The organism is Brevundimonas sp. (genome assembly GCF_051860745.1).
GTDB lineage: Bacteria > Pseudomonadota > Alphaproteobacteria > Caulobacterales > Caulobacteraceae > Brevundimonas.
Window position 1 is genome coordinate 109,956 of sequence record NZ_JBHYDN010000007.1, and the last position, 22,816, is coordinate 132,771.

23 protein-coding genes, 1 tRNA gene and 1 pseudogene are annotated in these 22,816 nt (G+C 66.3%); 17 read left to right on the forward strand and 8 right to left on the reverse strand.

Annotation, left to right across the window (positions count from 1 at the left end):
- Window positions 1–92: 92 nt before the first annotated feature.
- From ACTIEW_RS09835 to ACTIEW_RS09855, 5 genes are all read right to left on the reverse strand, one after another.
- Entirely contained in the window at window positions 93–722 is a 630-nt protein-coding gene (locus ACTIEW_RS09835) for an ABC-type transport auxiliary lipoprotein family protein (protein ID WP_439477733.1), read from the reverse strand.
- Window positions 719–1,615 (reverse strand): MlaD family protein, encoded by an 897-nt coding sequence (locus ACTIEW_RS09840; RefSeq protein WP_439477734.1) that lies wholly within the window; start codon window positions 1,613–1,615, stop codon window positions 719–721. Before ACTIEW_RS09840 ends, ACTIEW_RS09835 begins: the two co-directional genes overlap by 4 nt.
- A 55-nt stretch (window positions 1,616–1,670) precedes the next feature.
- Window positions 1,671–2,363, reverse strand: a complete 693-nt coding sequence (locus ACTIEW_RS09845; protein WP_439477735.1) for an ABC transporter ATP-binding protein — start codon at window positions 2,361–2,363, stop codon at window positions 1,671–1,673.
- 101 nt (window positions 2,364–2,464) lie between these two features.
- Window positions 2,465–3,316, reverse strand: a complete 852-nt coding sequence (locus ACTIEW_RS09850; RefSeq protein ID WP_439477736.1) for an MlaE family ABC transporter permease — start codon at window positions 3,314–3,316, stop codon at window positions 2,465–2,467.
- A 941-nt stretch (window positions 3,317–4,257) separates the two neighbouring features.
- Window positions 4,258–5,289, reverse strand: coding sequence for an IS110 family transposase (locus ACTIEW_RS09855; protein WP_439477737.1), 1,032 nt, complete (start codon window positions 5,287–5,289; stop codon window positions 4,258–4,260).
- A gap of 122 nt (window positions 5,290–5,411) precedes the next feature.
- Here ACTIEW_RS09855 and ACTIEW_RS09860 point away from each other — a divergent pair, with 122 nt between their 5' ends.
- A complete protein-coding gene (locus ACTIEW_RS09860) occupies window positions 5,412–6,104 on the forward strand; it encodes an IS6 family transposase (RefSeq protein WP_439477738.1) in 693 nt (230 codons plus the stop codon).
- A gap of 102 nt (window positions 6,105–6,206) precedes the next feature.
- Window positions 6,207–7,331, forward strand: a complete 1,125-nt coding sequence (locus ACTIEW_RS09865; RefSeq protein WP_439477739.1) for a recombinase family protein — start codon at window positions 6,207–6,209, stop codon at window positions 7,329–7,331.
- Between the two features lie 365 nt (window positions 7,332–7,696).
- Here ACTIEW_RS09865 and ACTIEW_RS09870 read toward each other — a convergent pair.
- A tRNA-Ser gene (locus ACTIEW_RS09870) sits at window positions 7,697–7,786 on the reverse strand.
- A 68-nt stretch (window positions 7,787–7,854) separates the two neighbouring features.
- Between ACTIEW_RS09870 and ACTIEW_RS09875 the strand changes: the two genes are divergently transcribed.
- From ACTIEW_RS09875 to ACTIEW_RS09900, 6 genes are read left to right on the forward strand one after another with little or no spacing between them, the layout of a single operon-like run.
- On the forward strand, window positions 7,855–8,676 hold the full coding sequence (locus ACTIEW_RS09875; protein WP_439477740.1) for a septal ring lytic transglycosylase RlpA family protein: 822 nt from the start codon (window positions 7,855–7,857) through the stop codon (window positions 8,674–8,676).
- 37 nt (window positions 8,677–8,713) lie between these two features.
- Window positions 8,714–9,340, forward strand: coding sequence for a dTMP kinase (tmk, locus tag ACTIEW_RS09880; RefSeq protein ID WP_439477741.1), 627 nt, complete (start codon window positions 8,714–8,716; stop codon window positions 9,338–9,340).
- Window positions 9,337–10,317: a DNA polymerase III subunit delta' gene (locus tag ACTIEW_RS09885; RefSeq protein WP_439477742.1), complete on the forward strand. Its 981-nt coding sequence runs from the start codon at window positions 9,337–9,339 to the stop codon at window positions 10,315–10,317. Before tmk ends, ACTIEW_RS09885 begins: the two co-directional genes overlap by 4 nt.
- On the forward strand, window positions 10,314–11,102 hold the full coding sequence (locus ACTIEW_RS09890) for a TatD family hydrolase (protein ID WP_439477743.1): 789 nt from the start codon (window positions 10,314–10,316) through the stop codon (window positions 11,100–11,102). Before ACTIEW_RS09885 ends, ACTIEW_RS09890 begins: the two co-directional genes overlap by 4 nt.
- Complete coding sequence (locus ACTIEW_RS09895; protein WP_439477744.1) at window positions 11,099–11,929, forward strand: MBL fold metallo-hydrolase; 831 nt, start codon at window positions 11,099–11,101, stop codon at window positions 11,927–11,929. The genes ACTIEW_RS09890 and ACTIEW_RS09895 overlap by 4 nt, the downstream gene beginning before the upstream one ends.
- Complete coding sequence (locus ACTIEW_RS09900) at window positions 11,926–12,999, forward strand: alpha/beta fold hydrolase (RefSeq protein ID WP_439477745.1); 1,074 nt, start codon at window positions 11,926–11,928, stop codon at window positions 12,997–12,999. Before ACTIEW_RS09895 ends, ACTIEW_RS09900 begins: the two co-directional genes overlap by 4 nt.
- On the opposite strand, the gene ACTIEW_RS09905 is transcribed toward ACTIEW_RS09900, so the two are convergent.
- The gene (locus ACTIEW_RS09905) at window positions 12,996–13,325 is read right to left on the reverse strand and encodes an MmcQ/YjbR family DNA-binding protein (protein WP_439477746.1); all 330 of its coding nucleotides are present in this window, start codon (window positions 13,323–13,325) and stop codon (window positions 12,996–12,998) included. The two genes, ACTIEW_RS09900 and ACTIEW_RS09905, sit on opposite strands and share 4 nt — an antisense overlap.
- Window positions 13,322–14,326, reverse strand: coding sequence for a porphobilinogen synthase (gene hemB / locus ACTIEW_RS09910; RefSeq protein ID WP_439477747.1), 1,005 nt, complete (start codon window positions 14,324–14,326; stop codon window positions 13,322–13,324). The genes ACTIEW_RS09905 and hemB overlap by 4 nt, the downstream gene beginning before the upstream one ends.
- A gap of 196 nt (window positions 14,327–14,522) precedes the next feature.
- Here hemB and ACTIEW_RS09915 point away from each other — a divergent pair, with 196 nt between their 5' ends.
- The 9 genes and pseudogenes from ACTIEW_RS09915 to glyA all read left to right on the forward strand — a co-directional run bounded on the left by ACTIEW_RS09915 (window position 14,523) and on the right by glyA (window position 22,813).
- A complete protein-coding gene (locus ACTIEW_RS09915) occupies window positions 14,523–15,662 on the forward strand; it encodes an isobutyryl-CoA dehydrogenase (protein WP_439477748.1) in 1,140 nt (379 codons plus the stop codon).
- Window positions 15,659–15,961, forward strand: coding sequence for a DUF6968 family protein (locus tag ACTIEW_RS09920; RefSeq protein ID WP_439477749.1), 303 nt, complete (start codon window positions 15,659–15,661; stop codon window positions 15,959–15,961). Before ACTIEW_RS09915 ends, ACTIEW_RS09920 begins: the two co-directional genes overlap by 4 nt.
- A 60-nt stretch (window positions 15,962–16,021) precedes the next feature.
- Window positions 16,022–17,071 carry an enoyl-CoA hydratase/isomerase family protein gene (locus ACTIEW_RS09925; RefSeq protein ID WP_439477750.1) on the forward strand — a complete coding sequence of 350 codons (1,050 nt, stop codon included), beginning with the start codon at window positions 16,022–16,024 and terminating at the stop codon, window positions 17,069–17,071.
- 56 nt (window positions 17,072–17,127) lie between these two features.
- Complete coding sequence (locus ACTIEW_RS09930; RefSeq protein ID WP_439477751.1) at window positions 17,128–17,877, forward strand: class I SAM-dependent methyltransferase; 750 nt, start codon at window positions 17,128–17,130, stop codon at window positions 17,875–17,877.
- A 65-nt stretch (window positions 17,878–17,942) separates the two neighbouring features.
- On the forward strand, window positions 17,943–18,707 hold the full coding sequence (locus ACTIEW_RS09935; protein ID WP_439477752.1) for a class I SAM-dependent methyltransferase: 765 nt from the start codon (window positions 17,943–17,945) through the stop codon (window positions 18,705–18,707).
- A gap of 70 nt (window positions 18,708–18,777) precedes the next feature.
- Window positions 18,778–19,689 (forward strand): annotated as a pseudogene (gene mmsB, locus ACTIEW_RS09940) (3-hydroxyisobutyrate dehydrogenase); the annotation flags it as partial.
- A 202-nt stretch (window positions 19,690–19,891) separates the two neighbouring features.
- Window positions 19,892–21,118, forward strand: a complete 1,227-nt coding sequence (gene hemA, locus ACTIEW_RS09945; RefSeq protein WP_439477753.1) for a 5-aminolevulinate synthase — start codon at window positions 19,892–19,894, stop codon at window positions 21,116–21,118.
- Between the two features lie 128 nt (window positions 21,119–21,246).
- Entirely contained in the window at window positions 21,247–21,447 is a 201-nt protein-coding gene (locus ACTIEW_RS09950) for a DUF6898 family protein (RefSeq protein WP_439477754.1), read from the forward strand.
- Between the two features lie 82 nt (window positions 21,448–21,529).
- Window positions 21,530–22,813: a serine hydroxymethyltransferase gene (gene glyA, locus ACTIEW_RS09955; protein WP_439477755.1), complete on the forward strand. Its 1,284-nt coding sequence runs from the start codon at window positions 21,530–21,532 to the stop codon at window positions 22,811–22,813.
- Window positions 22,814–22,816: the final 3 nt, after the last annotated feature.

Sequence of the window (22,816 nt, forward strand, 5' to 3'; positions counted from 1 at the left end):
CAGTGAGGGCGTGACTCCGTTCGTCCGCCGAAACCGCGCAAAATTCGCTCACAAGGCGACTCGAGGCGTTAACTTGTCAGCCCCAGCCGACCCTAAGCGGCGGCTTTGACGGACAACGCAGCCTCGTCTGCCCAAGCGACGACCTCGCCCAGAAGCTGGCCCAGCGCAGAGTCAAATGCGCCAACCACCGGCACTACCCGGTTGGCCACAGCCTGAGTTCTGACGTCAAACATTCGCTCGCTGATCAACGTCCCGTCCTGGCGCCGGACAATGGAGGCCGCAACCCGCAACCTGACCACAGGGGCGGCCGAAGCGCCGGCTTGGTAGAACGCCACGAACTCGCGCACTTCAAGACGTAGAACGTGCCTTGCCCGCGCAGCGCCGTCGTAGCCGACAAGGCTGGTTTCGACCGCTCCGGTATCGAAAGCACGGCTGAGTGCTTCGTCAAAAAGGACCGGCGCCGGGCTCGCCCACCTCGCTCCGGCCAGATACGCGACCTGGCCGTCGGTCACGGTCATAATCCGGTCTGTGGCGGCGGCGGCGCTGAACCGGGTCGGGGTCCTGAGGAGGTATAGACGTGGCGCGGCAACCGGGCTCTGCGCCGGTCGGACCTCGGCCTCAAGCCGATACAGTGTCACCGGATCCGTCTCCGGAAGAACGGTCACACATGCCGCCAGCCCGACCAGTGCAAGGGCCATACAGGCGTGTCGAAACAGCGTCATGGTTCCAGCTCCATTTCCTTCGCCGGCGGCTTGACCAACAAGCTTCGGGGGTCGCTTTCCACAGACGTGACCAGCCGATCCAGAGACGTTGCCGTGCTCTGCAGCGTACTGATCGCCTCTCTCAGCTGGGGCAGCCCCGTCGTCGCGAACTCCGTCGTTGGCTCGTCAAGTCGCGTCACCAGTGATCGAGTCTGAGCCGCTGCAGCCTGAAGCTCCACCGCTGCCCCCGCCATATCGTTCAGCGCCTGTCGACCATCGGAATCCAGCAGGCCGTCCATCGTCCGGGACAGGTTTGCGATTTCGCGGGCGGCCGTGTCGATACTCTGCACGGCCTGTTGGGTGTCGGCCAAAAGCGCGCGACGATCGCGCGCCTCAGCCGTCACCGCCTGAACGTCGGACAGAGCAACCCCGAACGTCTGCAGGTTCTCGTCAGAGAGGAGCCGGTTCACCCGAATGAGCGCTTCTCTCGTCTGGTCAAGTGCGGACTCGCCGCCCATGAGCAGCTCGGACATCGAACGGGCTCGGCCCGCGATCACCGGCGTGCGCCCGGCGGGGGTGGCACGCAACAGAAGGGGGCGGCCCGACGTGCCCGGGGAGATGTCGATCGAATAGACATTGGTGATGCCATCGGCTTCCAGGAGTGCCGACGCGTCCGAACGAATGGGAATCACACCGTTGATTTCAGCCTTCGCTACGATCTGGTTCGGATCGCCATTGACGAATTCGACGGAGGTGACGCGCCCCACGCGGATGCCGTTCACATTCACCGGCAGTCCGGCCACCAAGCCTCTGACCCGGCCCGTGAAGCGGATCTCGTAGCGATCAGACGGGGGGTTGATGTCGATCCTCGACAGCCACAGGCCAAAGCCCGCAAAGGCCGCCAGAAGCAGCATGAAGGCCGCACCGACCGCTGCAAAATGTCCGTCTCTTTCCATCGCTCGCGCTACCTCAGTGCGATCTTGGTTGGTTGGCGACGCCGCGGGATTCATGGAAATAGCCGCGTACGGACTCCATGGGAGACTGGGTCAACTCGTCGATCGTGCCCATGGCCACCACCGTCTGAGCGTCGATAAAGGCGATCCGGTCGGTGATCGCCGACAGACTGGCGAGGTCGTGGGTGATCATGAAAACCGTCAGGTCGAGCTGTTTTCTCAGATCTCGGATCAATGCGTCGAAGTCGGCCGCTCCAGCGGGATCGAGACCGGCGGTCGGCTCATCGAGAAAGAGCAGCTCGGGATCGAGAGCCAGAGCCCGCGCCAACGCCGCCCGTTTCCTCATGCCGCCCGACAACTGAGCCGGCTTCAGCGCTCCCGCCCGAAGAGGGAGGCCCATCATCGTGATCTTGATGCCGACGAGGTCGTCGACAACGTCCTGCGGAAGGTCGGTATGTTCGATCAGTGGAGCGGCGATATTCTGCCGGACGGTCAGGCTGGAGAACAGCGCTCCGTTCTGGAACAGGACGCCGCATCTGTGCTTCATCTCGGAGCGCGCCAGCGGCATGGCGCCATTGATATCGTAGCCCAGAACCTTGATCGTTCCACGGCGCGCGCGTCGAAGTCCGAGAATGGTGTCCAGCAGAACCGACTTGCCGGCGCCCGATCGTCCCACGACGCCCAACACTTCACCGCGCCGGACCTCCATATTTAGATCATCGTGGATGACCCGCCCCCCGAGACGTGAATGCAGGCCTGTCACCTCGACGACGATGGACCCAGACGCCGAATGTGGCTCCTGAGACGGCGTCACAGGTCAAGCTCCATGAACAGCAGAGCCGCCGCCGCATCGATCATGATGATCGCGAAGATGGCATGAACCACCGCAGTGGTGACGCGACGGCCTAAGGCCTCAATGCCGATCCCGACGCTCAGCCCCTGCCGGCATCCGATAGCCGCGATGATCATCGCCATGATCGGCGCCTTTGAAAGACCCACCCAGTAGTGCCTCGCATCGACGTTGTTCAGGACACGGTCAAAGAAGAAAGACGGCGAATATCCGAGTGAAAGCCAGGTGGACAGGAGTCCGCCTGCGAGACCGGCCACTGTCGCAATAAACGTAAGGATCGTGATGGTGAGCAGAAGAGACAGAAATCGGGGCAGAACCAGCGCGTCGTAGGGGTCGACGCCCATGACGACCATGGCGTCGATCTCCTGATTCATCTTCATGGCGCCGATCTCGGCGGCGAAGCTGGACGATGATCGACCTGCAATGATGATCGCGGTGATGAGGATGTTGAATTCGCGAAACATCGTCAGGGCAATAAGTTCGACTGTGTAGCCTTCGGCCCCGAAGTCGCGCAGCAGATTCGCCCCCAGAAACGCGATCACCGTTCCGATGAAGAACGATGTGACCGCTATGATCCATGCGGCGGACAGGCCCGCCCGCCCCACAAGCGCCGAAGTCGGGGCCAGACGGAGCCGTTGCGGATTGATCACCGCGCGGCACAGGGAACGAAGAAGCCGACCGACGAACACCAGGGACTGGTAGATTTCGACCATGAACTCCACGATGCCCCGCCCAATCACGGCCAGAAGCGCGAAGCGGTTGGGCCGGAACGCATTGTCCGGGTCGCCGATGACCTCCAGGGCCCGCGTCACGCGCGCGATAGACTCCAACGTCGCCGGCGCCGCGTGAATAACTCCCGGACTCCGTTGTCGTCGGGCCGCCGTTACCACTGCATATGCGCCGGCCGTGTCAAACCGACCCACTTCCCTCAGGTCGAGAGAGACGTTTGTGGCATTGTTCAATAACTCGGATAGAGAGTTTGCGGCGCCACCGAGCGTGCGGGCGCACCAGTCGCCGCGGAGAACAACCGTCGCAAGATCTGTAGAGGTCGAGTATGAAAACGTCGCCCGGCCCATTACAACGCAACCACTCATTCTACAGAACGCACATGACTCTTGCTATGGCTAAGCTAGGTTATGCGTGCTGGATCTCAACGCCTTTCTCGCAAAAAGGGATTAGGGCGCGGTCAAAACGGAGCCGGCAGCGCGTCCGAGGAGAGTCGAAGAATCCCTTGAGAGGCCTCTCAATCCGGCGGCGAATGCTCGCTAAGAGTCGGTGACGGAGCTCGGCACCGTCAGATGAACGTCCGTAGTTCGGCCGCCACTCGATGTCTGCTTCTAGCGCGAGACTGACTGGCATGATCGGGCTTGATGTCCGCTTCCCATCTGTGGACGCCCCCTTCAGCGCAAGACTGAATTCGGGATTGGCGCAAGGACCGGACCGAAAAGGCGTTGGGGCATTCGTTACTCGAGCATCTCGCTCACGGGTGCTGTCAGGCAAACGCTAACTTGTCTTGTGTGGACGGCGCTTGATTGGCAAGGGCGTTGAGGTAGGGATTGGTGGGTTACGGTCTTGTGTTCGGCCTGTTGATGCAGGGCTCGGCCTGCTGGCCCTGATGTCGTCCGCTGGCCTGGTCTCCCAACTCCACTGAGCGCTACGCTGCGCCGACAAGTTATCGGAGTGTCCTGGTCTTCGGTCCCGATCCGGATCGCATCACCTCGTGGTCCTAACCAATTCTGTTCCGTCGTCGGGTTTAAGCCGTGACGGGATCCAGTCGGAAGGCTTCACCCCGCCGCATGATTGCCCAGGCGATCCTAGCCATTTTGTTGGCCAGGGCGAGGGCGACCAGCTTTGTTGGTTTGCCTTTATCAAGCAGCGTTTTCGCCCAGACATCCAGGCGGCCGGTCCGAGTTTTTGAATGGCTCAGCACAGCTGTGGCACCGGTGACGAGCAGGGTGCGCAGGTAGCGATCTCCCATCTTTGATACTCGCCCAAGCCGGGTCTTTCCGCCCGAGGAGTTCTGTCGTGGAGCCAGGCCCAGGAACGCTGCGAACTCCCGACCAGAGGCGAACATGGAAGGATCGGTGACGCTGGCGGCGAGGGCCGTAGCTGTCACGGGACCGACACCCGGAATGCCCGCCAGGCGCTGACTGACCTCAGTGATCCGATGCCATTCGAGAAGCTGCTGATCCAACTGCGCGATCTGCTGCTCCAGGCTGATCAGCTGCTGCGCGAGCGGCCGAAGCGCCGCCCGGGCCAGGGCAGGGAGACTGTCGTCCTCGTCGTCGGCGAGGACATCGAGCAAGGGTCGGAGATTGCGTACGGCGCGAGGAGCCACAAGGCCGAGTTCCGCCATATGGCCTCGAAGCGCGCAGATCATCGCCGTGCGCTGGGAAGTCAGCAGCGATCGGGCACGATGCAGCATCAACGCGGCCTGCTGGTCCTCGTTCTTGATCGGCACGAACCGCATGCTCGGCCGGGTGACCGCCTCGCAGATCGCCGCGGCGTCGGCGGCGTCGTTCTTCTGACGACGCACATAGGGCTTCACATAGGCCGGAGGGATCAACCGCACCTCATGCCCCATGAGGCTCAGCAAGCGGCCCCAATGATGGGAACTGGCGCACGCCTCTAGCCCGATCAGACAGGGCGCCAGACGGCTGAAGAAAGGCTCCATATTCCGTCGCCGAAGGGCCTTGGTGACGACGACCCGGCCTGCTGCATCAACAGCGTGAACTTGAAAAACGCTCTTGGCCAGATCGACGCCGATAGTGGTAATCTTCTCCATGGACGGTGCTCCTGCGATGATGTGTTCGACGACAATCATCCTGGCACACAGATGCCGACGTGAGCGCCGTCCACACCATCTCCACTTAGGGCGGCGTAAGCCGCTGACGGGGATGATGTTTCGTGAAGCCCATTTCGTTTAAGCGCCACCGGTTTCCGGCTGGCGTGATCCGCCACGCCGTGTGGCTGTACTTCCGGTTCAGCCTCAGTTTTCGGGACGTCGAGGAGCTGCTGGCGCAGCGGGGGATCGAGGTCAGCTACGAGACGATCCGGTGCTGGACCATCAAGTTTGGGCCCCTGATCGCAAGGCGTTTGAGGCGGCTTCGGCAAGCTCCGTCGCCGCGCTGGCATATCGACGAGATGGTCTGTTGGATCGGCGGAAGGCGGATGTATCTGTGGCGCGCCGTCGATGACGAGGGCGAGGTCCTCGACCTCGTGGTCCAGCGCCGGCGGGACACAGAGGCGGCGGTCAGGCTTTTGAAGCGCCTCCTCCACAACCAGCCGGTCGAGCCGGAAACAATCACTACTGACGGCCTGGCGTCGTACGGAGCAGCTCTGGATCAGCTGGATCTAAGGCACCTGCACCGGCCGGGTCGGCTACGGGAAAACAACCGCGTCGAGAACTCCCACCTCCCGATCCGACGACGAGAACGACAACAGCAGCGGTTCAAATCCCAAGCCTCAGCCCAGAGATTCCTCACCACCCACGCGGCGATCTACAACACCTTCAACACCCAGCGGCATTTGATCAGCCGACCCACCCTTCGTCGCTTCCGCGCCGAGGCGACTTCCGTTTGGGCGGCGGCGGTTGCCTGATTCCAGGCAGGGTAGGGCGGCTTTCGACTTGGCGCAGTTAACCTGTCAGCACCCACCAGCGAGCGCATCCGCGACAAGATCGCGGCGTCCAAGAAGAAGGGCATGTGGATGGGCGGCTGTCCGCCGCTGGGCTATGACCCGGACGGCAGGAAGCTCAAGCTCAACGAGACCGAGGCCGAGCTGGTCCGGCACATCTTCCAGCGGTTCCTCAAGCTGAAGTCGGTTCCGGCGCTGGCCAAGGAGCTGAAGGCGGAGGGACGGGTCTCAAAACTACGGATCGCCACCACGGGCAATGTGCTCGGGGGCATGCCCTTCGACAGCGGGGCCCTCTATCACCTGCTCAAGAACCCCACCTACCTCGGGATGGTCCCGCACAAGGACAAATTCTACCCCAGCACCCACCCCCCGATCGTCGACCAGGCAACCTTCGACGAGGTGCAGGCGCAGCGTGCCACCCGGGCCGTGCGCAAGCGGATCCGGCGCAAGGGTCTGGCCGAGCCCGCGTCGGTTCTGCTGTCGCTGAAAGGACGGCTGTTCGATTGCGAGGGGACAGCGATGACGCCCAGTCACGCCTACGGCCAGAAGGGTAGGGCGCATCGCTACTACATCTCCAGCAGCGTGAACCGGGGCAGAACTACGAAGCGGCCGGATGGCATCTACCGCCTGCCGGCCCTGCCGGCCGAGCGCTGGGTGATCGAGACGTTGCACCGGCTGACGCCGGATCATGATCCGCTAGAGGTGCTCGTCCGCATGGAGGTGCATGAGGGGGCGGTGCACCTGGCGCTGAAGGCGTCGGCTCTGGCCGACGACGAGCGGAACGTGCCGCTCGCGATCGATCGCATCCGCCGGCTGCTGCTGGACGGCGAGCGGGTCCATCCGGGAGACGATCTGGTCTGGGTGCACATTCCCCGGCGCCTCAAGTTCCGAGGCGGCCGCGCCTGGCTCAGTGGCGAGGCGCCGAAGCGCAACCGCATGAGCCAGCCGTTGGTCAAGGCGGTGAAGTGGGCCCACCAGCTTCTCGACGCAAATGCCGATGCCAATCACGTGCTGCAGCAGGCGCCGCCGACGGTTCACGAGCGGGGTCTGATCCGGCTCGCCTGGCTCGCCCCTGATCTGCAGATGGCTATGCTTGAGGGACGACAGAAGCCGGGGCTCTGCCTTGAGGATCTGCGCTTCGCACGCATCCCGCTTTGCTGGGATGATCAGCGGCTGATGCTCGCGGGCTGAGCCGCGCCAGGCGTTCGCTGTTCGGCGGATTCGCTTCCCTGATAAGGCCGCATATTTTTCCTGCTAACGACAGGTCCAGCAAACCAGCCGGCGGATGAAACGGCCCGCTGGCCTTGGGTTCTGGCATCAAGGTGGTTCGGCCGCCGGCGTCAGGAAAGTGGGAAATTCCCTGTTAATTTCCCTGTTAGCAGGGAAACTCCACCGGATCTTTTGACGACAGAGACGGGCGCCCCGTGTTCGTAGGGTTTGCGGCCCGCAAACGCCCGCCGAGACTGGCGATCCCACCAGTTTGCACCCCGCAAGAGTCGAGTTTGCGGGGTGGGTGGGGATGCTGAATTGTTATGGATAAACAATAGCTTAGAGCGTGGCGGACAGGGTGGGATTCGAACCCACGGTAGGCTTTCACCTACGGCGGTTTTCAAGACCGCTGCCTTAAACCACTCGGCCACCTGTCCGTGCTCCTGGAGCGACTGGCCGCATAGCGCCAAACGGGTCGTTAACCAAAGCGGAAATGTCTTTGGCCATGCTGATCGCCTTCACGGGCGGGGACATGGTCGCAAATCTTGCCAGGAAAGCGCTTCGGGGCGTCCTCGTCGCGGCCTTGTTGTCGCTGGTCGCCGCTTGCGCCGGCGTCGCCCGACCCGAGGCTTCGCGCCTGCCGGTCGTGACCGATCCGGCACCCATCGTTTCAGGCACCATGCGCCGCTATCAGGTGCGCGGTCGCTGGCATCAGCCGGCCGAACAGCCTGGCTATGACGAGACCGGCCTGGCGTCCTGGTACGGAGAGCAGTTCAACGGACGGCCCACGGCGACCGGAGAGCCGTTCGACATGCATGCTCTGACGGCCGCCCACAAGACCCTGCCGCTGCCCGGCCTGGTCGAGGTGACCAATCTGGCCAACGGCCGCCGCATCATCGTGCGCGTCAATGACCGCGGGCCCTTCGTCGACAACCGCATCATCGATCTGTCGCGCGGTTCGGCGGAGGCGCTGGGCATGCTGCAGGCGGGCGTGGGCGAGGTCCGGGTCCGCTATCTGGGCAGGGCGCCGCGAACCGGTGGGGGAACGACCCGTCTATACGCCGCCGCCGGGCGGGCACCGCCTGAGCCCCCGGCGCCGTCCACGCGGGGGGACTACTGGATTCAGGCCGCGGCCTTCTCTGACCGCCGCGCCGCCCGCCGGGTCGCTGACGAACTGGGCGACCGGGCGATCGTGGACGGAGGCCGGAACGACGGCCTGTTCCGGGTCCTGGTCGGTCCCTGGCCCGATCCCAACGCCGCCGAGCGGTCGCGCCAGGCGGTGATCGCACGCGGATATGCCGACGCCCTGTTGATATCGGCGCGCTGAGGCTTGCTTGATCGCCCGCCGTCGCCATTGTGCGCCGGTGACCCAAGGCAGATTCATCACGTTCGAAGGCGGCGAGGGGACCGGCAAGTCGACCCAGGCGGCGCGGCTGGTCGAGCGGCTGCGCGCGCGCGAGCTGGAGGTGGTCCAGACCCGCGAGCCGGGCGGTTCGCCGGGAGCCGAGGATATCCGCGCCATCGCCCTGAACGGCGACGCCGGGCGCTGGTCGCCGGTGACCGAGACCCTGCTGATGTTCGCCGCCCGGTCCGACCATCTGGAACGAACCATCCGGCCCGCGCTGGAGGCCGGCAGCTGGGTGGTCTGCGACCGGTTCGCCGACTCCAGCCGCGCCTATCAGGGCGTCGGCGGAGGCACGCCGGCCGCATTCATCGAGTCGCTGGACGCCGCCATCGTCGGCGCGACCCAGCCGGACCTGACGCTGATCTTCGACCTGCCAGTCGAGGTCGGGCTGGAGCGGGCGTTCGGCCGCGGGCTGTTCGAGACGCGGTTCGAATCCAAGGGGCTGGAGTTCCACGAGCGCTTGCGTCGTGGCTTCCTCGACATCGCCGCGAGGTACCCGGAACGCTGCGTCATCATCGACGCCGACGGCGAGCAGGATGTGGTGGCCGCCCGGGTCTGGGCCGCCGTCGAGGCCCGGCTGCCGTGAACGAGCACGCGCGGGACCGATTCGACCTGGTCCCCGATGCGGCGGCCGAAGTCGCCTTCCTCGACGCTTTCGGCAAGGACCGGCTGCACCACGCCTGGCTGCTTTGCGGCCCCGAGGGTTCGGGCAAGGCGACCTTCGCCTTTCGAGCCGCGCGCCGCCTGTTGGGCGCGGCGCCTGATCCGTCGCACGGGCCTTTGGGAACGAGTCCGGACGACCCCGTCGCCCGGCTGGTCACCGCCCAGTCCCATCCCGATCTGCTGGTGCTGGAGCGGGCCGTCGAGGGCGGCAAGACGAAGAAGTCGATCTCGGTCGATCAGGCCCGCGAGCTGCCTGAGTTCTTCTCCAAGAGCCCGTCGCAGGCGCGCTATCGCGTGGCCATCATCGACGCCGCCGACGATCTGAACCTGAACGCCGCCAACGCCCTGCTGAAGGTGCTGGAAGAGCCGCCCGAGCGAGGCGTGCTGTTCCTCGTCACCCATGCGCCGGGCCGGCTGCTGGCGACGATCCGGTCGCGTTGTCGGCGCCTGGCCTTCCCGGTCTGGCCGCTGCATGCGCTGGAGGAGCTGGTGCGCAATCGCACGGGCGTGACCTCGGCCGAGGCGGCGCGGATCGCGGGCATGGCAGGCGGGTCGCCGGGCCGGGCGCTGGCTCTGGCGTCCGGCGCGACCCTCGAGGCCGACCAGCTGGCCCAGGCCTGGGTCACGGCGGCGACCGTCGACCGCGCCGAGGCGCTGGCTGTCGCCGACAAATTCCGCGGACCGGAGGGGCAGGAGCGGTTCGAGACCCTGATGGACCGGCTTTCCGCCGCCGTGAAGGTGCGGGCGCTGGAGGAGGGAGCTTCCGGAGCGCGCTGGGCGGAGCTGTGGTCTCGCCTGTCCGAACTGCCCGACCGGACCGCCGCCATCAATCTGGATCGGGCCGATGTGCTGGCCGGGGCGCTCGCGGACTTGCAGCGCGTCAAGGCGGGCGGCGGATGATCATCGACAGCCACGTCAATCTGCACGCCCCGCAGTTCGATGAAGACCGGGACGCGGTCATCGCCCGTGCCCGCGAGGCTGGCGTAGGCCTGATGGTCGAAATCTCGGACAAGCTGTCGACCTTCGAGGCCACCCATGAACTGGCCATGGCCCATGACGACATCTGGTGCACCGTCGGCGCCCATCCGCATGAGGCCAAGGATCACGTCGACCTTACCGCCGACCGGCTGATCGAACTGGCGGCGCGCCCGCGGGTCGTCGGGATCGGCGAATGCGGGCTGGATTTCCACTACGACCTCAGTCCTCGCGACGTGCAGGCGTCGGTGTTCCGCACGCATATCCATGCCGCCCGGCGAACGGGTCTGCCGCTGGTCGTGCACACGCGCGAGGCCGACGACGTCATGGCCGGAATTCTGGCAGAGGAACAGGCGGACGGGCCGTTCCGGTTCCTGATGCACTGCTACACCAGTGGGCCGGAACTGGCGGAAAAGGCGGCGGAACTGGGGGCGTGGTTCTCGGTTTCCGGCATCGCCACGTTCAAGGCAGCGAGCGAGGTTCGGGAGATCGTGGCGGGAATGCCCGCCGACCGCATCATCGTCGAGACCGACTGCCCCTATCTGGCGCCGATGCCGCATCGGGGGCGACGGAATGAGCCGGCGTACGTGGTTCATGTGCTGGACAAGCTGGCGGAAATTCGCGGCTGGAGCCGGGCCGAGGCGGAGGCGCGCACGACCGACGCCTTCTTTGCCCTGTTCGACCGCATTCCGAGGCCCGTGGGGGCATGAGCGTCGTGGGCGAGCTGGAGTTCGTCATCCTCGGCTGCGGCTCGTCGGGCGGCGTGCCGCGGGGGGACGGCGACTGGGGCGACTGCGATCCGGCGGAGCCGAAGAACTATCGCGCCCGCTGTTCACTGCTGGTCCGTCGGCACGGGCCGGACGGCGTGACCAGCGTGCTGATCGACACCTCGCCGGACCTGCGGGCCCAGATGCTGGCGGCCGATGTCAGGCATATCGACGCCGTCCTCTACACCCACGATCACGCCGACCAGACCCACGGCGTCGACGACCTGCGGGTCTTCGCCATGCGGACGCGGCGCCGCATTCCGGCCTTCATGGACGCCGCGACGCGCGAGGCGCTGTATGGCCGGTTCCGCTACATCTTCGAGAGCGTGGAAGGCTACCCGGCCATCCTCGACGCCCACCCGATCCCGGCGCACGGCGAGACCTGGACGGTCGGCGGCGCGGGCGGCACCCTGCCGGTCGTCACTTTCGACCAGGCCCACGGTCCGATCCGGTCTGTCGGCTACCGCATCGGACCGATGGCCTATTCCAGCGATGCATCCGACCTCGACGAGGCGGCGATCGAGGCTGTGCGCGGGTGCGACCTGTGGATCGTCGACGCCCTGCGCTGGACGCCGCATCCGACCCACGCCCATGTCGAAAAGACGCTGGACTGGATTGCGCGGGCGGGCGTGAAACGCGCCGTTCTGACCAATCTGCATCTCGACCTCGACTACAACGCCCTGAAGGCCGCCGTGCCCGCCAACGTCGATGTCGCGTTCGACGGCTGGACGGCGCGGCTTTCGCTTGAGACCGGAGCGCCGACCCCATGAAACGTCTTCTGCCCTTCGTCTGCGGCCTCGCCGCTCTGATGCTGTCATCGGCGTCCTCCGCCCAACCGGCGCCGGTCGAGGGCGATTTCTCCGCCGCCGACTTCGCCCTGGCTTCCGGCCAGTTGTTGCCGGAGCTGCGAATGCACTACCGGACCTTGGGCCAGCCGCGGCGCGGCGCGGACGGGCGGGTCGAGAATGCGGTCCTGCTGCTGCACGGCACGGGCGGGACGGGCGCGCAGTTCCTGTCGCAGCAATTTGCAGGCGAACTGTTCGGCCCGGGTCAGCCGCTGGACATCGCGCGCTACTATGTCGTCATGCCCGACAACCTCGGCCACGGCGGCTCGTCGAAGCCGTCGGATGGCCCACGGGCGCGGTTCCCTGAATATGGCTACGCCGACATGGTCGAGGCGCAGCGGCGGTTGCTGGTCGACGGCCTGGGCGTGGATCGGCTGCGGCTGGTGATGGGCACCTCGATGGGCTGTATGCACATCTTCGTCTGGGCCGAGACCCATCCGGACTTCGCCGAGGCCCTGATGCCCATGGCCTGCCAGCCGACGGCCATCGTCGGCCGCAACCGGCTGTGGCGGACCATGCTTAAGGACGCCATCCGCAGCGATCCGGCCTGGGCCGGCGGCGACTATGCAGCCCAGCCGGTCGAGGGCCTGCGCACGGCCGTCGACCTGCTGCTGCTGGCGGGCTCTGCGCCGATGGCCATGCAGCAGGATTTGGCGACACCGGCGGTGGTGGACGAGTGGCTGGCGGCCCAGCAGGCGCGGCGGCTCCCAGCCCTGGACGCCAATGATCTCTGGTACCAGGTCAACGCCTCTTTTGACTACGACCCCTCCGCCGGACTGGAGCGGATCACCGCCCCGATGACCTGGATCAACTCGGCGGACGACTTCATCAACCCGCCCGAGCTGGGACTGGCCGAGCAGTTCGTCCCGCGGATCGCCGGCGTCCGCTACCGCCTCGTTCCCAACAGCGTCGGCGGCAAGGGCCACGGGACCCATACCTGGGCGGTGTTCTGGAAGGACGATCTGATCGATCTGCTGGCGCGGACGGAACGCTAGAGGGCCGCGATCGCCGAGGGCGGGGCGCGGTGACGCCAGGCCCGGATCAGGGCGTCGCGCAGGGTCGCCTCGTCTGCCCTGGCCGGGAACACCAGCGTCGCGCCGCTCCTGCCCCAGCCGCCGGGGAAAGGGGCGAAGATGACCGGTTCCGCCTCGACCAGCATGGCCTGTTCCTCGGGCTTCACGAGGACCATGCCGGCGTCCCGGTCCGGATGCAGGCTGGCGAAGATGCGTTTCCCGACCCGGAAGTCGGTTCGACCCATGTGCGCGCCCTCGACCGCCTCGGGCAGGCTGAGGGCGACGCGCGTGAAGTCGTCGAGAGTCATCCGCCCAGCAACCTTGCCGCCTGCGGGGCGAAATAGGTCAGCACTCCGGCGCAGCCGGCGCGCTTGAAGGCATGCAGGGATTCCAGAATGGCGCGGTCCTCGTCGAGCCAGCCGTTGGCCATGGCGGCCCGCATCATCGCGTATTCGCCGGACACCTGGTAGGCGAAGGTCGGGACTTTGAAAGTCTCGCTAACGCGCTGAACAATATCGAGATACAGAATCCCCGGCTTGACCATGACGGCGTCGGCGCCCTCGGCGATGTCCATGGCGACTTCGCGCAGAGCCTCGTCGGAATTGGCGTAGTCCATCTGGTAGGTCTTCTTGTCGCCGGTCAGCGCTTTGGCCGAGCCGACGGCGTCCCGATACGGCCCGTAGAAGGCCGAGGCGTATTTGGCGGCGTAGGACAGGATCAGGGTGTCGCAGTAGCCGTTAGCCTCCAGCGCCTCGCGGATGGCCTGGACCCGGCCGTCCATCATGTCCGAGGGGGCGACCACGTCGGCGCCGGCATGGGCGTGGATGAAGGCCTGTTCCGCCAGCCGTTCGAGGCTGGCGTCATTGAGGACGCAGCCGTCCTCGACCACGCCGTCGTGGCCGTGATCGGTGTAGCAGTCCAGGGCTACGTCGGTGATGACGCCGATTTCCGGGGCGGCGTCCTTGATGGCCTTGATACAGGCCGGGATCAGGCCGTCCGGATCGGTCGCGCCTGTGCCGATGGCGTCCTTGATGGCCCCATCGACATTCGGGAACAGGGCTACGGCGGGGATGCCGAGGTCGCGGGCCTCGAGGGCGGCCGCGGCCGCGGCTTTTGGCGACAGGCGGAAGACGCCGGGCATGGAGGCGACCGGGACGCGGTCCTCGGCGCCGTCATGGACGATCAGGGGCCAGACCAGATCGGCCGGGGTCAGTACGGTCTCGGCTACCAGCCGGCGCACCCAAGGGCTGGCGCGCAGGCGGCGCGGGCGGGCGTAGGGGAAGGCGGCAGGGGCGAACGGCTGGGTCATGGCGGAGCTTATAGACGAAGCCCCTCTCCCATGGGGAGAGGGGTTGGGGTGAGGGGATTGGATGTTTGAAAGCCGTGGCGCCGGACGCCCTCACCCTTTCGCGCAAGGACGAGCGCCGGGCGTTCGTGCGCTCAAGCCCTCTCCCCTCGGGAGAGGGTAGCCGCTAGAAGCGCCCAAAGACTCGAGGAAACGCCCCATGGACTTCGCCCTCAACGACGACCAGCGCGCCATCCAGGATGCGGCCCGGCAGTTCGCCGAGGCCGAACTGGCCCCGCATAGCGCCGAATGGGACGAGACCAAACATTTCCCCGTCGATGTCATGCGTCTCGCCGCAGAGATGGGCTTCTGCGGCATCTACACCGGCGAAGAGCACGGCGGCATGGCCCTGGGCCGGGTCGAGGCGGCGCTGATCTTCGAGGAACTGTCGCGCGGCGACGTGTCGACGGCCGCCTTCATCTCGATCCACAACATGGCGACGTGGATGATCGACAAATTCGGGTCGGACGACCTGCGGGGCCGCTATGTGCCGTCGCTGGTGACGATGGAGAAGATCGCCAGCTATTGCCTGACCGAGCCGGGCTCCGGCTCGGACGCCGCGGGTTTGCGCACCACGGCGCGGCGCGACGGCGATCACTGGGTCCTGAACGGCTCCAAGGCCTTTATCTCGGGGGCGGGGACGTCGGACGTCTATGTCGTCATGGCCCGGACCGGCGCGGACGGCCCCAAGGGCATCTCCACCTTCGTGGTCGAGAAGGACGCGCCGGGGCTGAGCTTCGGGGCGCAGGAGAAGAAGATGGGCTGGAACAGCCAGCCGACGGCCATCGTCGCCTTTGACGACTGCCGCATTCCAGCGGCCAATCTGCTCGGCAAGGAAGGCGACGGCTTCCGCTACGCCATGATGGGTCTGGACGGCGGCCGGCTGAACATCGCCGCCTGTTCGCTGGGCGGCGCCCGGCTGGCGCTGGAGACCACCCAGGCCTATGTCACCACCCGAAAACAATTCGGCAAGCCTTTGTCAGACTTCCAGAATACCCAGTTCAAACTGGCCGATATGGCGACCCAGCTGGACGCCTGCCGCCTGCTGGTCCTGCGCGGCGCCTGGGCCATGGACACGCGTCATCCCGAGGCGACCAAATGGTGCGCCATGGCCAAGCGGTTCGCCACCGACGCCTGTTTCCAGATCGCCGACGAGGCGCTGCAGCTGCACGGCGGCTACGGCTATCTGAAGGACTATCCGCTGGAGCGGATCGTGCGGGACCTGCGGGTGCACCGCATCCTCGAGGGCACGAACGAGATCATGCGGGTGATCACGGCGCGGGAGATGTTGCGGCAGTGAGTGACCTGATATGCGACAGAGAATTCGGCGGCGTCGTCATTGCGGGAATCGAGCGCCGTATCGTCGTCGAGTGGTTCAAGCCGCTCCGTGACCGGGGCAGTTGGCGTTGCGACTGGACGATCCACCGGCCCGATCCCAATGCGGTGGCCCTCAATGGCCACTCATACGGTGTCGACTCGGCCCAGGCGTTGCTTCTGGCCATCGGCATGGTCGGAGGAATCATTGAGCACGACTATCCAAAAGCTTTCTGGCTGGAAGCTGGCGAGGACCTCGGCCTGCCCGGCGTGTCAGGGCGTTGACCTGACCTGGCTGTTGGGGAGGCCTTTACCGCTCAAGAGTCGCTCACTAAGGCCACCCTCATGAGTGAATCCGAAATCCTGACCCGCGTCGATTCCGGCGTCGGCCGCATCACCCTGAACCGGCCAAAGGCGCTGCACGCCCTGAACCGAGTGATGTGTGAGGCGATGACCGCGGCCCTGCTGGCGTGGCGCGAGGACGACGGCGTGCACTCGGTGCTGATCGACCACGCCGGCGAACGCGGCTTCTGCGCCGGCGGCGACATCCGCATGATCGCCGAAAGCGGGGCGGGGGATGCGTCCGAGGCCCGCGCCTTCTTCGAGGTCGAATACCGGCTGAATCATCTGCTGTTCGAATACCCGAAGCCGATTACCGCGATCGTCGACGGCATCGTCATGGGCGGCGGGGTCGGCATCTCGGAACCGGCGGACGTCCGCATCGCCACCGAACGCACCACCTACGCCATGCCCGAGACCGGCATCGGCCTGTTCCCTGATGTCGGCGGCGGCTGGTTCCTGCCGCGGTTGCCGGGTCAGACGGGCATCTGGCTGGCCCTGACCGGGGCGCGGCTGAAGGCGGCGGATACGGTGGCGCTGGGCATCCACACCCATTTCGTACCCGCCGGGCGGATCGAGGCGCTCAAAGGGGCGCTGACGGCACATCCGACCAACCCTCAGGCCGTCGCGGCCAGCTTCTCCGTCGATCCGGGTCCGTCGGCGACCGCGGCTTTCCGCGAGGCCATCGACCGGCTGTTCGTGTTCGATTCGGTGGAACAGATTTTTGCGGCGCTGGAGGTTGACGGTTCGGACTGGGCGATGGCCCAGCTCGCGACGCTCCGCACCAAGTCGCCGCAGTCGCTCAAGGTCACCCTGCGCCAGCTTCGGCTCGGCGCGACCCAGCCGTCCTTCGCCGACAATATGGCGCTGGAATACAGGCTCGGCGGACGGGTGGTCCGGACCCATGACTTCCAGGAGGGCGTCCGCGCCGCGGTGGTGGACAAGGACAACAGGCCGAACTGGTCGCCTGCGGACCTGTCGGGCGTCAGTGAGGCTGACCTCGACGGGCTGTTCGCGCCGATCCCTGCGGATCAGGCGTGGACACCGCTGCCGTAGGACTTGCATCCGGGTGACAATCGGGGCGTAGCTTCGCCCTCGCCAAGGGGACCGTCATGCTGAAATCGTTGCTCGCCGCTGCCGCTATCGCCCTGTCGCTGGGCGCCTGCGCCTCCGGCGCCTATCAGAACCGGGCGCTGACCGAACTGCAGCGCTCCGCCGTCGCCGATCCGCTTCGACCGGCTGACGAGGTCGCCCGGGACCCCTTCCGCCGCCCGGACCAGATGCTGGCCTTCGCGGGGATCGCTCCGGGCTGGAAGGTCGCCGACATCCGCCCCGGCGCCGGCTATTTCACCCGCCTGTTCGCCCGCACCGTCGGGGATACGGGCAAGGTCTATGCCTTTGTGCCCAACCGCACCGCCGAGCGCGAGAACGGCCGGGCCGACGCCCTGGTCGCCGCATATCCCAATGTGATGCGGGTCAACGGCGACCTGAACACGATGGCCTTCCCCGAGCCGCTCGACGCGGTGTTCATGAGCCAGGAATATCACGACTTCCACATCCCGGCCTTCAACACCGATGTGGCCCTGATGAACCGGGCCATCTTTGCCGCGCTGAAGCCCGGCGGCGTTTTCATCGTCATCGACCACGCGGGCCGGGACGGCACCGGGCACAGTGAGGTCCAGACCCTGCACCGGATCGAGGGCGCATCGTTGCGGGCTGAGGTCGAGGCGGCCGGTTTCGTCTTCGACGGCGAGTCCGACGCTGTCGCCAATCCGGCGGATGACCGCAGCACCAATGTCTTCGACGAGGCCATCCGCGGCCGTACCGCCCAGTTCGTCTATCGTTTCCGCAAACCCGGCTGACGCCGACGGGAGTTCGGTCTAGCTTGCGCCGTCAGCGCCCGCGCGGCGCCATGGGAGGATCCATCATGCGCCGTTCCGCTATTCTCGCCGTTGTGGCGGTGATGAGCCTTTCGTCGCTGGGCTGTATGGGCGGGACGGGCGCGCCCGCGCCGACGCTGGCGGACTATGCCGCCGTGCTGGCCGCGCCCTCGAGGCCCGCCGATGACCGCGCCCGCGACGAGGCGCGCCACACCGCCGAGACCCTGGCCTTCGCCCAGGTCCGTCCGGGGCAGAAGATCGCCGACATGATCATCGGCGGGGGTTATTTCACCCGCGTCTTCGCCGTCGCCGTCGGACCGGAAGGTCGCGTCACGGCCTGGCAGCCCGCGGAATTCATCGCCTTTCAGGCCAGCTATGGCGAAAGCCTGACGGCGGTCGACGCCCTGGCCAATGTCGACGGCATCCGCTCGCCGATCGCCACCCCGGACTTCCCGGCGGGACTGGATCTGGTCTTCACAGCCCAGAACTATCACGACCTGCATTTGAGCATCGCCCCGCCCGACACCGCGTCGCGGGTCAATACGGCTGTGTTTCAGGCGTTAAAGCCGGGCGGCCTCTATGTCGTCATCGATCACTACGCTGTGGCCGGCTCGCCCCTGACCTCGGCCAATTCGGTGCACCGGATCGACATCGATGCGGTCAAGCGCGAGGTCTTGGCCGCCGGCTTCGTCCTGGACGGCGAGAGCGCCGTTCTGGCCAATGCCGCCGATCCCCTGACGGCCAATGTCTTCGACGGCTCCATCCGCGGCCGGACCAGCCAGTTCATGTTGAGATTCCGGAAGCCCGGCTGAGCAAATTGGTGCGGGGTGCTGGCGAGAGCGCGGGTGAGCGGCTAACCCTCCCGCCAAAGCATTCGGAGACGACGCCATGACCCACAAGATCGCCTTCATCGGCCTCGGCAACATGGGCGGGGGCATGGCCGCCAACCAGGCGAAGGCCGGCCACGCCGTCGCCGCCTTCGACCTGTCGCAGGCCGCTCTGGATCGCGCCGCCGCCGCTGGCTGTACGCCGGTCGGTTCGGTCGCCGAGGCGGTAAAGGACGCCGATGTGGTCATCACCATGCTGCCCGCCGGACCGCATGTGCTGAAGGTCTATTCGGAGCAGATCATTGGCGCGGCCCCGACCTCGGCCCTGCTGCTGGACTCTTCGACCATTGACGTGGACACGGCGCGCAAGGTGGCGGGACTGGCCAAGGAGGCCGGCTACGCCTTCGCCGACGCGCCGGTGTCGGGGGGGACGATGGCCGCCGATGCAGGGACCCTGGCCTTCATGGTCGGCTGCGACGAACCCGACTTCGCCCGCATCGAGGCGGCGCTGGAGCCGATGAGCCGGGCCAGTTTCCGCGCCGGCGACCACGGAGCGGGACAGGCGGCCAAGATTTGCAACAACATGATCCTCGGCATCACCATGCTGGGGACGTGCGAGGCCATCGCCCTGGCCGAGAAGCTGGGTCTCGACCCGGTCAAATTCTTCGACATCGCCGCCAAGTCGTCAGGCCAGAGCTGGTCAGTGACGACCTACTATCCGTGGCCCGGCCCGGTGCCGACCGCGCCGTCGAACCGCAACTACGACGGCGGTTTCGCCACGGCCATGATGCTGAAGGACCTGAAACTGGCCCAGGACGCGGCGGCGAAGGCCGGAGCCTCGACCCCGCTCGGCGCCCAGACCGAGGCCCTGTTCCAGATGTTCAACGGCCTCGGCTACGGCGGCCGCGACTTCTCGGCCATCCTGCAGATGCTTCGCGGGCAACTGGACGGGTTGCCGAAGGGCTGAGGTCGCCCCCCGGGTCCGACCTTCGGTCGGCCCGGGGACAGGCTCTGCGTCGGGAAGGCGGAGCCTTGACCGCTGTCCAACGACATTGAGAACCGTTATCAATTAAGGGCTTGCGGCCTTTTGTCCGGTGCGATTCATGGACAAATCGGCCTGATCGGCGCATCACCCGACCATCAGTTTCGCGCCGTTCGGGGCCCACCGCTTGTTCGACTACCAGGCCGCATTCCAGACCGCTGTCGAGCAGGTCAAGGGCGAGGGGCGTTATCGCGTCTTCGCCGACCTCAAGCGCGTGCGCGGTGAGTTCCCCAGGGCCATCCGCCGCCGCGAGGACGGCAGCGAGCAGGACGTCATCGTCTGGTGCTCGAACGACTACCTCGGCATGGGTCAGCATCCGGTGGTGCTTCAGGCCATGCAGGCCGAGATTGACGCGGTCGGCGCGGGCGCCGGCGGCACCCGCAACATCTCGGGCACGACCCGGTCTGCGGTGGATCTGGAGGCCGAACTGGCCGCCTGGCACCGCAAGCAGGCGGCCCTGCTGTTCACCTCGGGCTATGTGGCCAATGAGGCGACCCTGACCACGCTGCAGCGCATCCTGCCGGGGTTGGTGATCTTCTCGGACAGCCTGAACCACGCCTCGATGATCGCCGGCATCCGCAACGGCGGCTGCGAGCGGCATATCTACGCCCACAACGATCTGGAACATCTCGAGGCCCTGCTGCGCGACGCCCCGGCCGAGGCGCCCAGGCTGATCGCCTTCGAGAGCGTCTATTCGATGGACGGCGACATCGCCGACCTGGCCGGCACCATCGCCCTGGCCCGCAAATACGGCGCCCTGACCTATCTCGACGAGGTCCACGCGGTCGGCCTGTACGGCGCGACCGGCGCGGGCGTGGCCGAGCGCGACGGGGTGCTGGACGGCATCGACATCGTCGAATGCACGCTCGGCAAGGCCATCGGCGTCATGGGCGGCTATATCGCCGCCGATGCGGTGATCATCGACGCGGTGCGCAGCTGGGCTTCGGGCTTCATCTTCACCACCAGCCTGCCGCCGGCCCTGACCGCCGGGGCTTTGGCCTCGGTACGCTGGCTCAAGACCCATCCCGAGGTGCGCGAGGCGCATCAGGAACGCGCCGCCACCCTGAAGGCCCGCTTCAAGGCCGCCGGCATCCCGGTGATGGACTCGGTCAGCCACATCGTGCCGGTGTTCGTCGGCGACCCGGTGCACACCAAGATGATCTCGGACATGCTGCTGGAAGAGCACGGCGTCTACGTCCAGCCGATCAACTATCCGACCGTGCCCAAGGGCACCGAGCGGCTGCGCTTCACCCCGTCGCCCAACCACACCGACGCCATGATGGACGACCTCGTCCGCGCCATGGACCGGCTGTGGACCCACTGCAATGTGGCGCGGCTGCCGGCTGTGGCCTGAGTTTTCTCAAACCGCTCAGCCCGGTGAATGCCGGGACCCAGATCGAAGAGCGATGAAAGCCGGATAATCTGATCAGATCAGCTGACTCATGGCATCTGGGTCCCGGCATTCGCCGGGATGAGCGGGGGTTGGGTTTGAAAGCGCAGGACACCAGCGACAGCCTTGGCGAGGTCATCGTCGAACTGACCCGCAACGGGCCGTACCTGAAATGCTCGGCCGTGCACGTGGCCACCGGGGTCGAAACCTCGGCCATCGGTCCGGCGACAGAGCGTGTGGGAATTGAACGGATCGCCATCGCCAAGCTGAAACGGGCGCTTCTGGCCCTCTGACCCACTAGATGTTGTGGTCGCTCAGTCGGCGGCGTAGAGAAGTCGCCTGTTTCGGCGCAACTCTAGTATTCGGGGCTCCTTCGTGACCGCCTTCACCCACGACGCCTATTTCTCGAAATGCCTCGCCGAGGCCGATCCCGACATCTTCGGCGGCATCCAGGGAGAGCTGGGCCGTCAGAAGGAACAGATCGAGCTGATCGCCTCCGAAAACATCGTCTCGAAGGCAGTGCTGGAGGCCCAGGGGTCGGTGCTGACCAACAAATACGCCGAGGGCTATCCGGGCCGGCGCTATTATGGCGGCTGCGAATATGTTGACGTTACCGAGAACCTCGCCCGCGAGCGCGCCAAACAGCTGTTCGGCTGCGCCTTCGCCAACGTCCAGCCGCACTCGGGCGCCCAGGCCAACCAGGCCGTATTCATGGCCCTGCTGCAGCCGGGTGATGCGTTCCTGGGCATGGATCTGGCCGCCGGCGGCCACCTGACCCACGGCTCGCCCGCCAACCAGTCCGGCAAATGGTTCCGGCCCGTGACCTACAAGGTGCGCGAGGACGACTGCCTGATCGACTATGACCACGTCGCCGAAATGGCGGAGAAGGAGAAGCCGAAGCTGATCCTCGCCGGCGCCAGCGCCTACAGCCGCCACATCGACTTCGCCCGCTTCCGCGAGATCGCCGACAGCGTCGGCGCGTATCTGATGGTCGACATGGCCCACTATGCGGGCCTGATCGCCGGCGGCGTCTATCCCGACCCGCTGCCGCACGCCCATGTCGTCACCACCACGACCCACAAGACGCTTCGCGGCCCGCGCGGCGGCATGGTGCTGTCGAACGACATCGAACTGGGCAAGAAGATCAACTCCGCCGTCTTCCCGGGTCTGCAGGGCGGACCGCTGGAACATGTCATCGCCGCCAAAGCCGTGGCCTTCGGCGAGGCGCTGAAGCCCGAGTTCAAGCTCTATGCGCAGCAGGTGGTCGACAACGCCCGGGCCCTCGCCGCCGTGCTGGTCGAGCGCGGCGCGGCCATCGTCTCGGGCGGCACCGACAGCCATCTGATGCTGGTCGACCTGCGGCCCAAGGGCGTGACGGGCAAGGCAACCGAGGCCGCCCTCGAACACGCCCTGATGACCTGCAACAAGAACGGCGTGCCGTTCGATACCGCGCCCTTCACCGTCACCTCGGGCGTCCGTCTGGGCACCCCGGCGGGAACCACCCGCGGCTTCGGCGTCGGCGAGTTCCAGCAGGTCGGCCACTGGATCGCCGATGTGATCGACTCGATGAAGGGCACGGACGAGGCGGACGCCGGCGTGTCGCAGCGCGTGGCGGGCGAGGTGCGTGAGCTCACACGCCGCTTCCCGATTTACGGATAGACC

What these genes read in the sequence shown, in the direction of transcription:
- ACTIEW_RS09835 (WP_439477733.1), bottom strand. Translation starts at nt 722, where the DNA reads ATGACGCTGTTTCGACACGCCTGTATGGCCCTTGCACTGGTCGGGCTG.
- ACTIEW_RS09840 (WP_439477734.1), bottom strand. Translation starts at nt 1,615, where the DNA reads ATGCTGCTTCTGGCGGCCTTTGCGGGCTTTGGCCTGTGGCTGTCGAGG.
- ACTIEW_RS09845 (WP_439477735.1), bottom strand. Translation starts at nt 2,363, where the DNA reads ATGGAGGTCCGGCGCGGTGAAGTGTTGGGCGTCGTGGGACGATCGGGC.
- ACTIEW_RS09855 (WP_439477737.1), bottom strand. Translation starts at nt 5,289, where the DNA reads ATGGAGAAGATTACCACTATCGGCGTCGATCTGGCCAAGAGCGTTTTT.
- ACTIEW_RS09865 (WP_439477739.1), top strand. Translation starts at nt 6,207, where the DNA reads ATGTGGATGGGCGGCTGTCCGCCGCTGGGCTATGACCCGGACGGCAGG.
- ACTIEW_RS09875 (WP_439477740.1), top strand. Translation starts at nt 7,855, where the DNA reads ATGCTGATCGCCTTCACGGGCGGGGACATGGTCGCAAATCTTGCCAGG.
- ACTIEW_RS09890 (WP_439477743.1), top strand. Translation starts at nt 10,314, where the DNA reads ATGATCATCGACAGCCACGTCAATCTGCACGCCCCGCAGTTCGATGAA.
- ACTIEW_RS09895 (WP_439477744.1), top strand. Translation starts at nt 11,099, where the DNA reads ATGAGCGTCGTGGGCGAGCTGGAGTTCGTCATCCTCGGCTGCGGCTCG.
- ACTIEW_RS09900 (WP_439477745.1), top strand. Translation starts at nt 11,926, where the DNA reads ATGAAACGTCTTCTGCCCTTCGTCTGCGGCCTCGCCGCTCTGATGCTG.
- ACTIEW_RS09905 (WP_439477746.1), bottom strand. Translation starts at nt 13,325, where the DNA reads ATGACTCTCGACGACTTCACGCGCGTCGCCCTCAGCCTGCCCGAGGCG.
- hemB (WP_439477747.1), bottom strand. Translation starts at nt 14,326, where the DNA reads ATGACCCAGCCGTTCGCCCCTGCCGCCTTCCCCTACGCCCGCCCGCGC.
- ACTIEW_RS09915 (WP_439477748.1), top strand. Translation starts at nt 14,523, where the DNA reads ATGGACTTCGCCCTCAACGACGACCAGCGCGCCATCCAGGATGCGGCC.
- ACTIEW_RS09925 (WP_439477750.1), top strand. Translation starts at nt 16,022, where the DNA reads ATGAGTGAATCCGAAATCCTGACCCGCGTCGATTCCGGCGTCGGCCGC.
- ACTIEW_RS09930 (WP_439477751.1), top strand. Translation starts at nt 17,128, where the DNA reads ATGCTGAAATCGTTGCTCGCCGCTGCCGCTATCGCCCTGTCGCTGGGC.
- ACTIEW_RS09935 (WP_439477752.1), top strand. Translation starts at nt 17,943, where the DNA reads ATGCGCCGTTCCGCTATTCTCGCCGTTGTGGCGGTGATGAGCCTTTCG.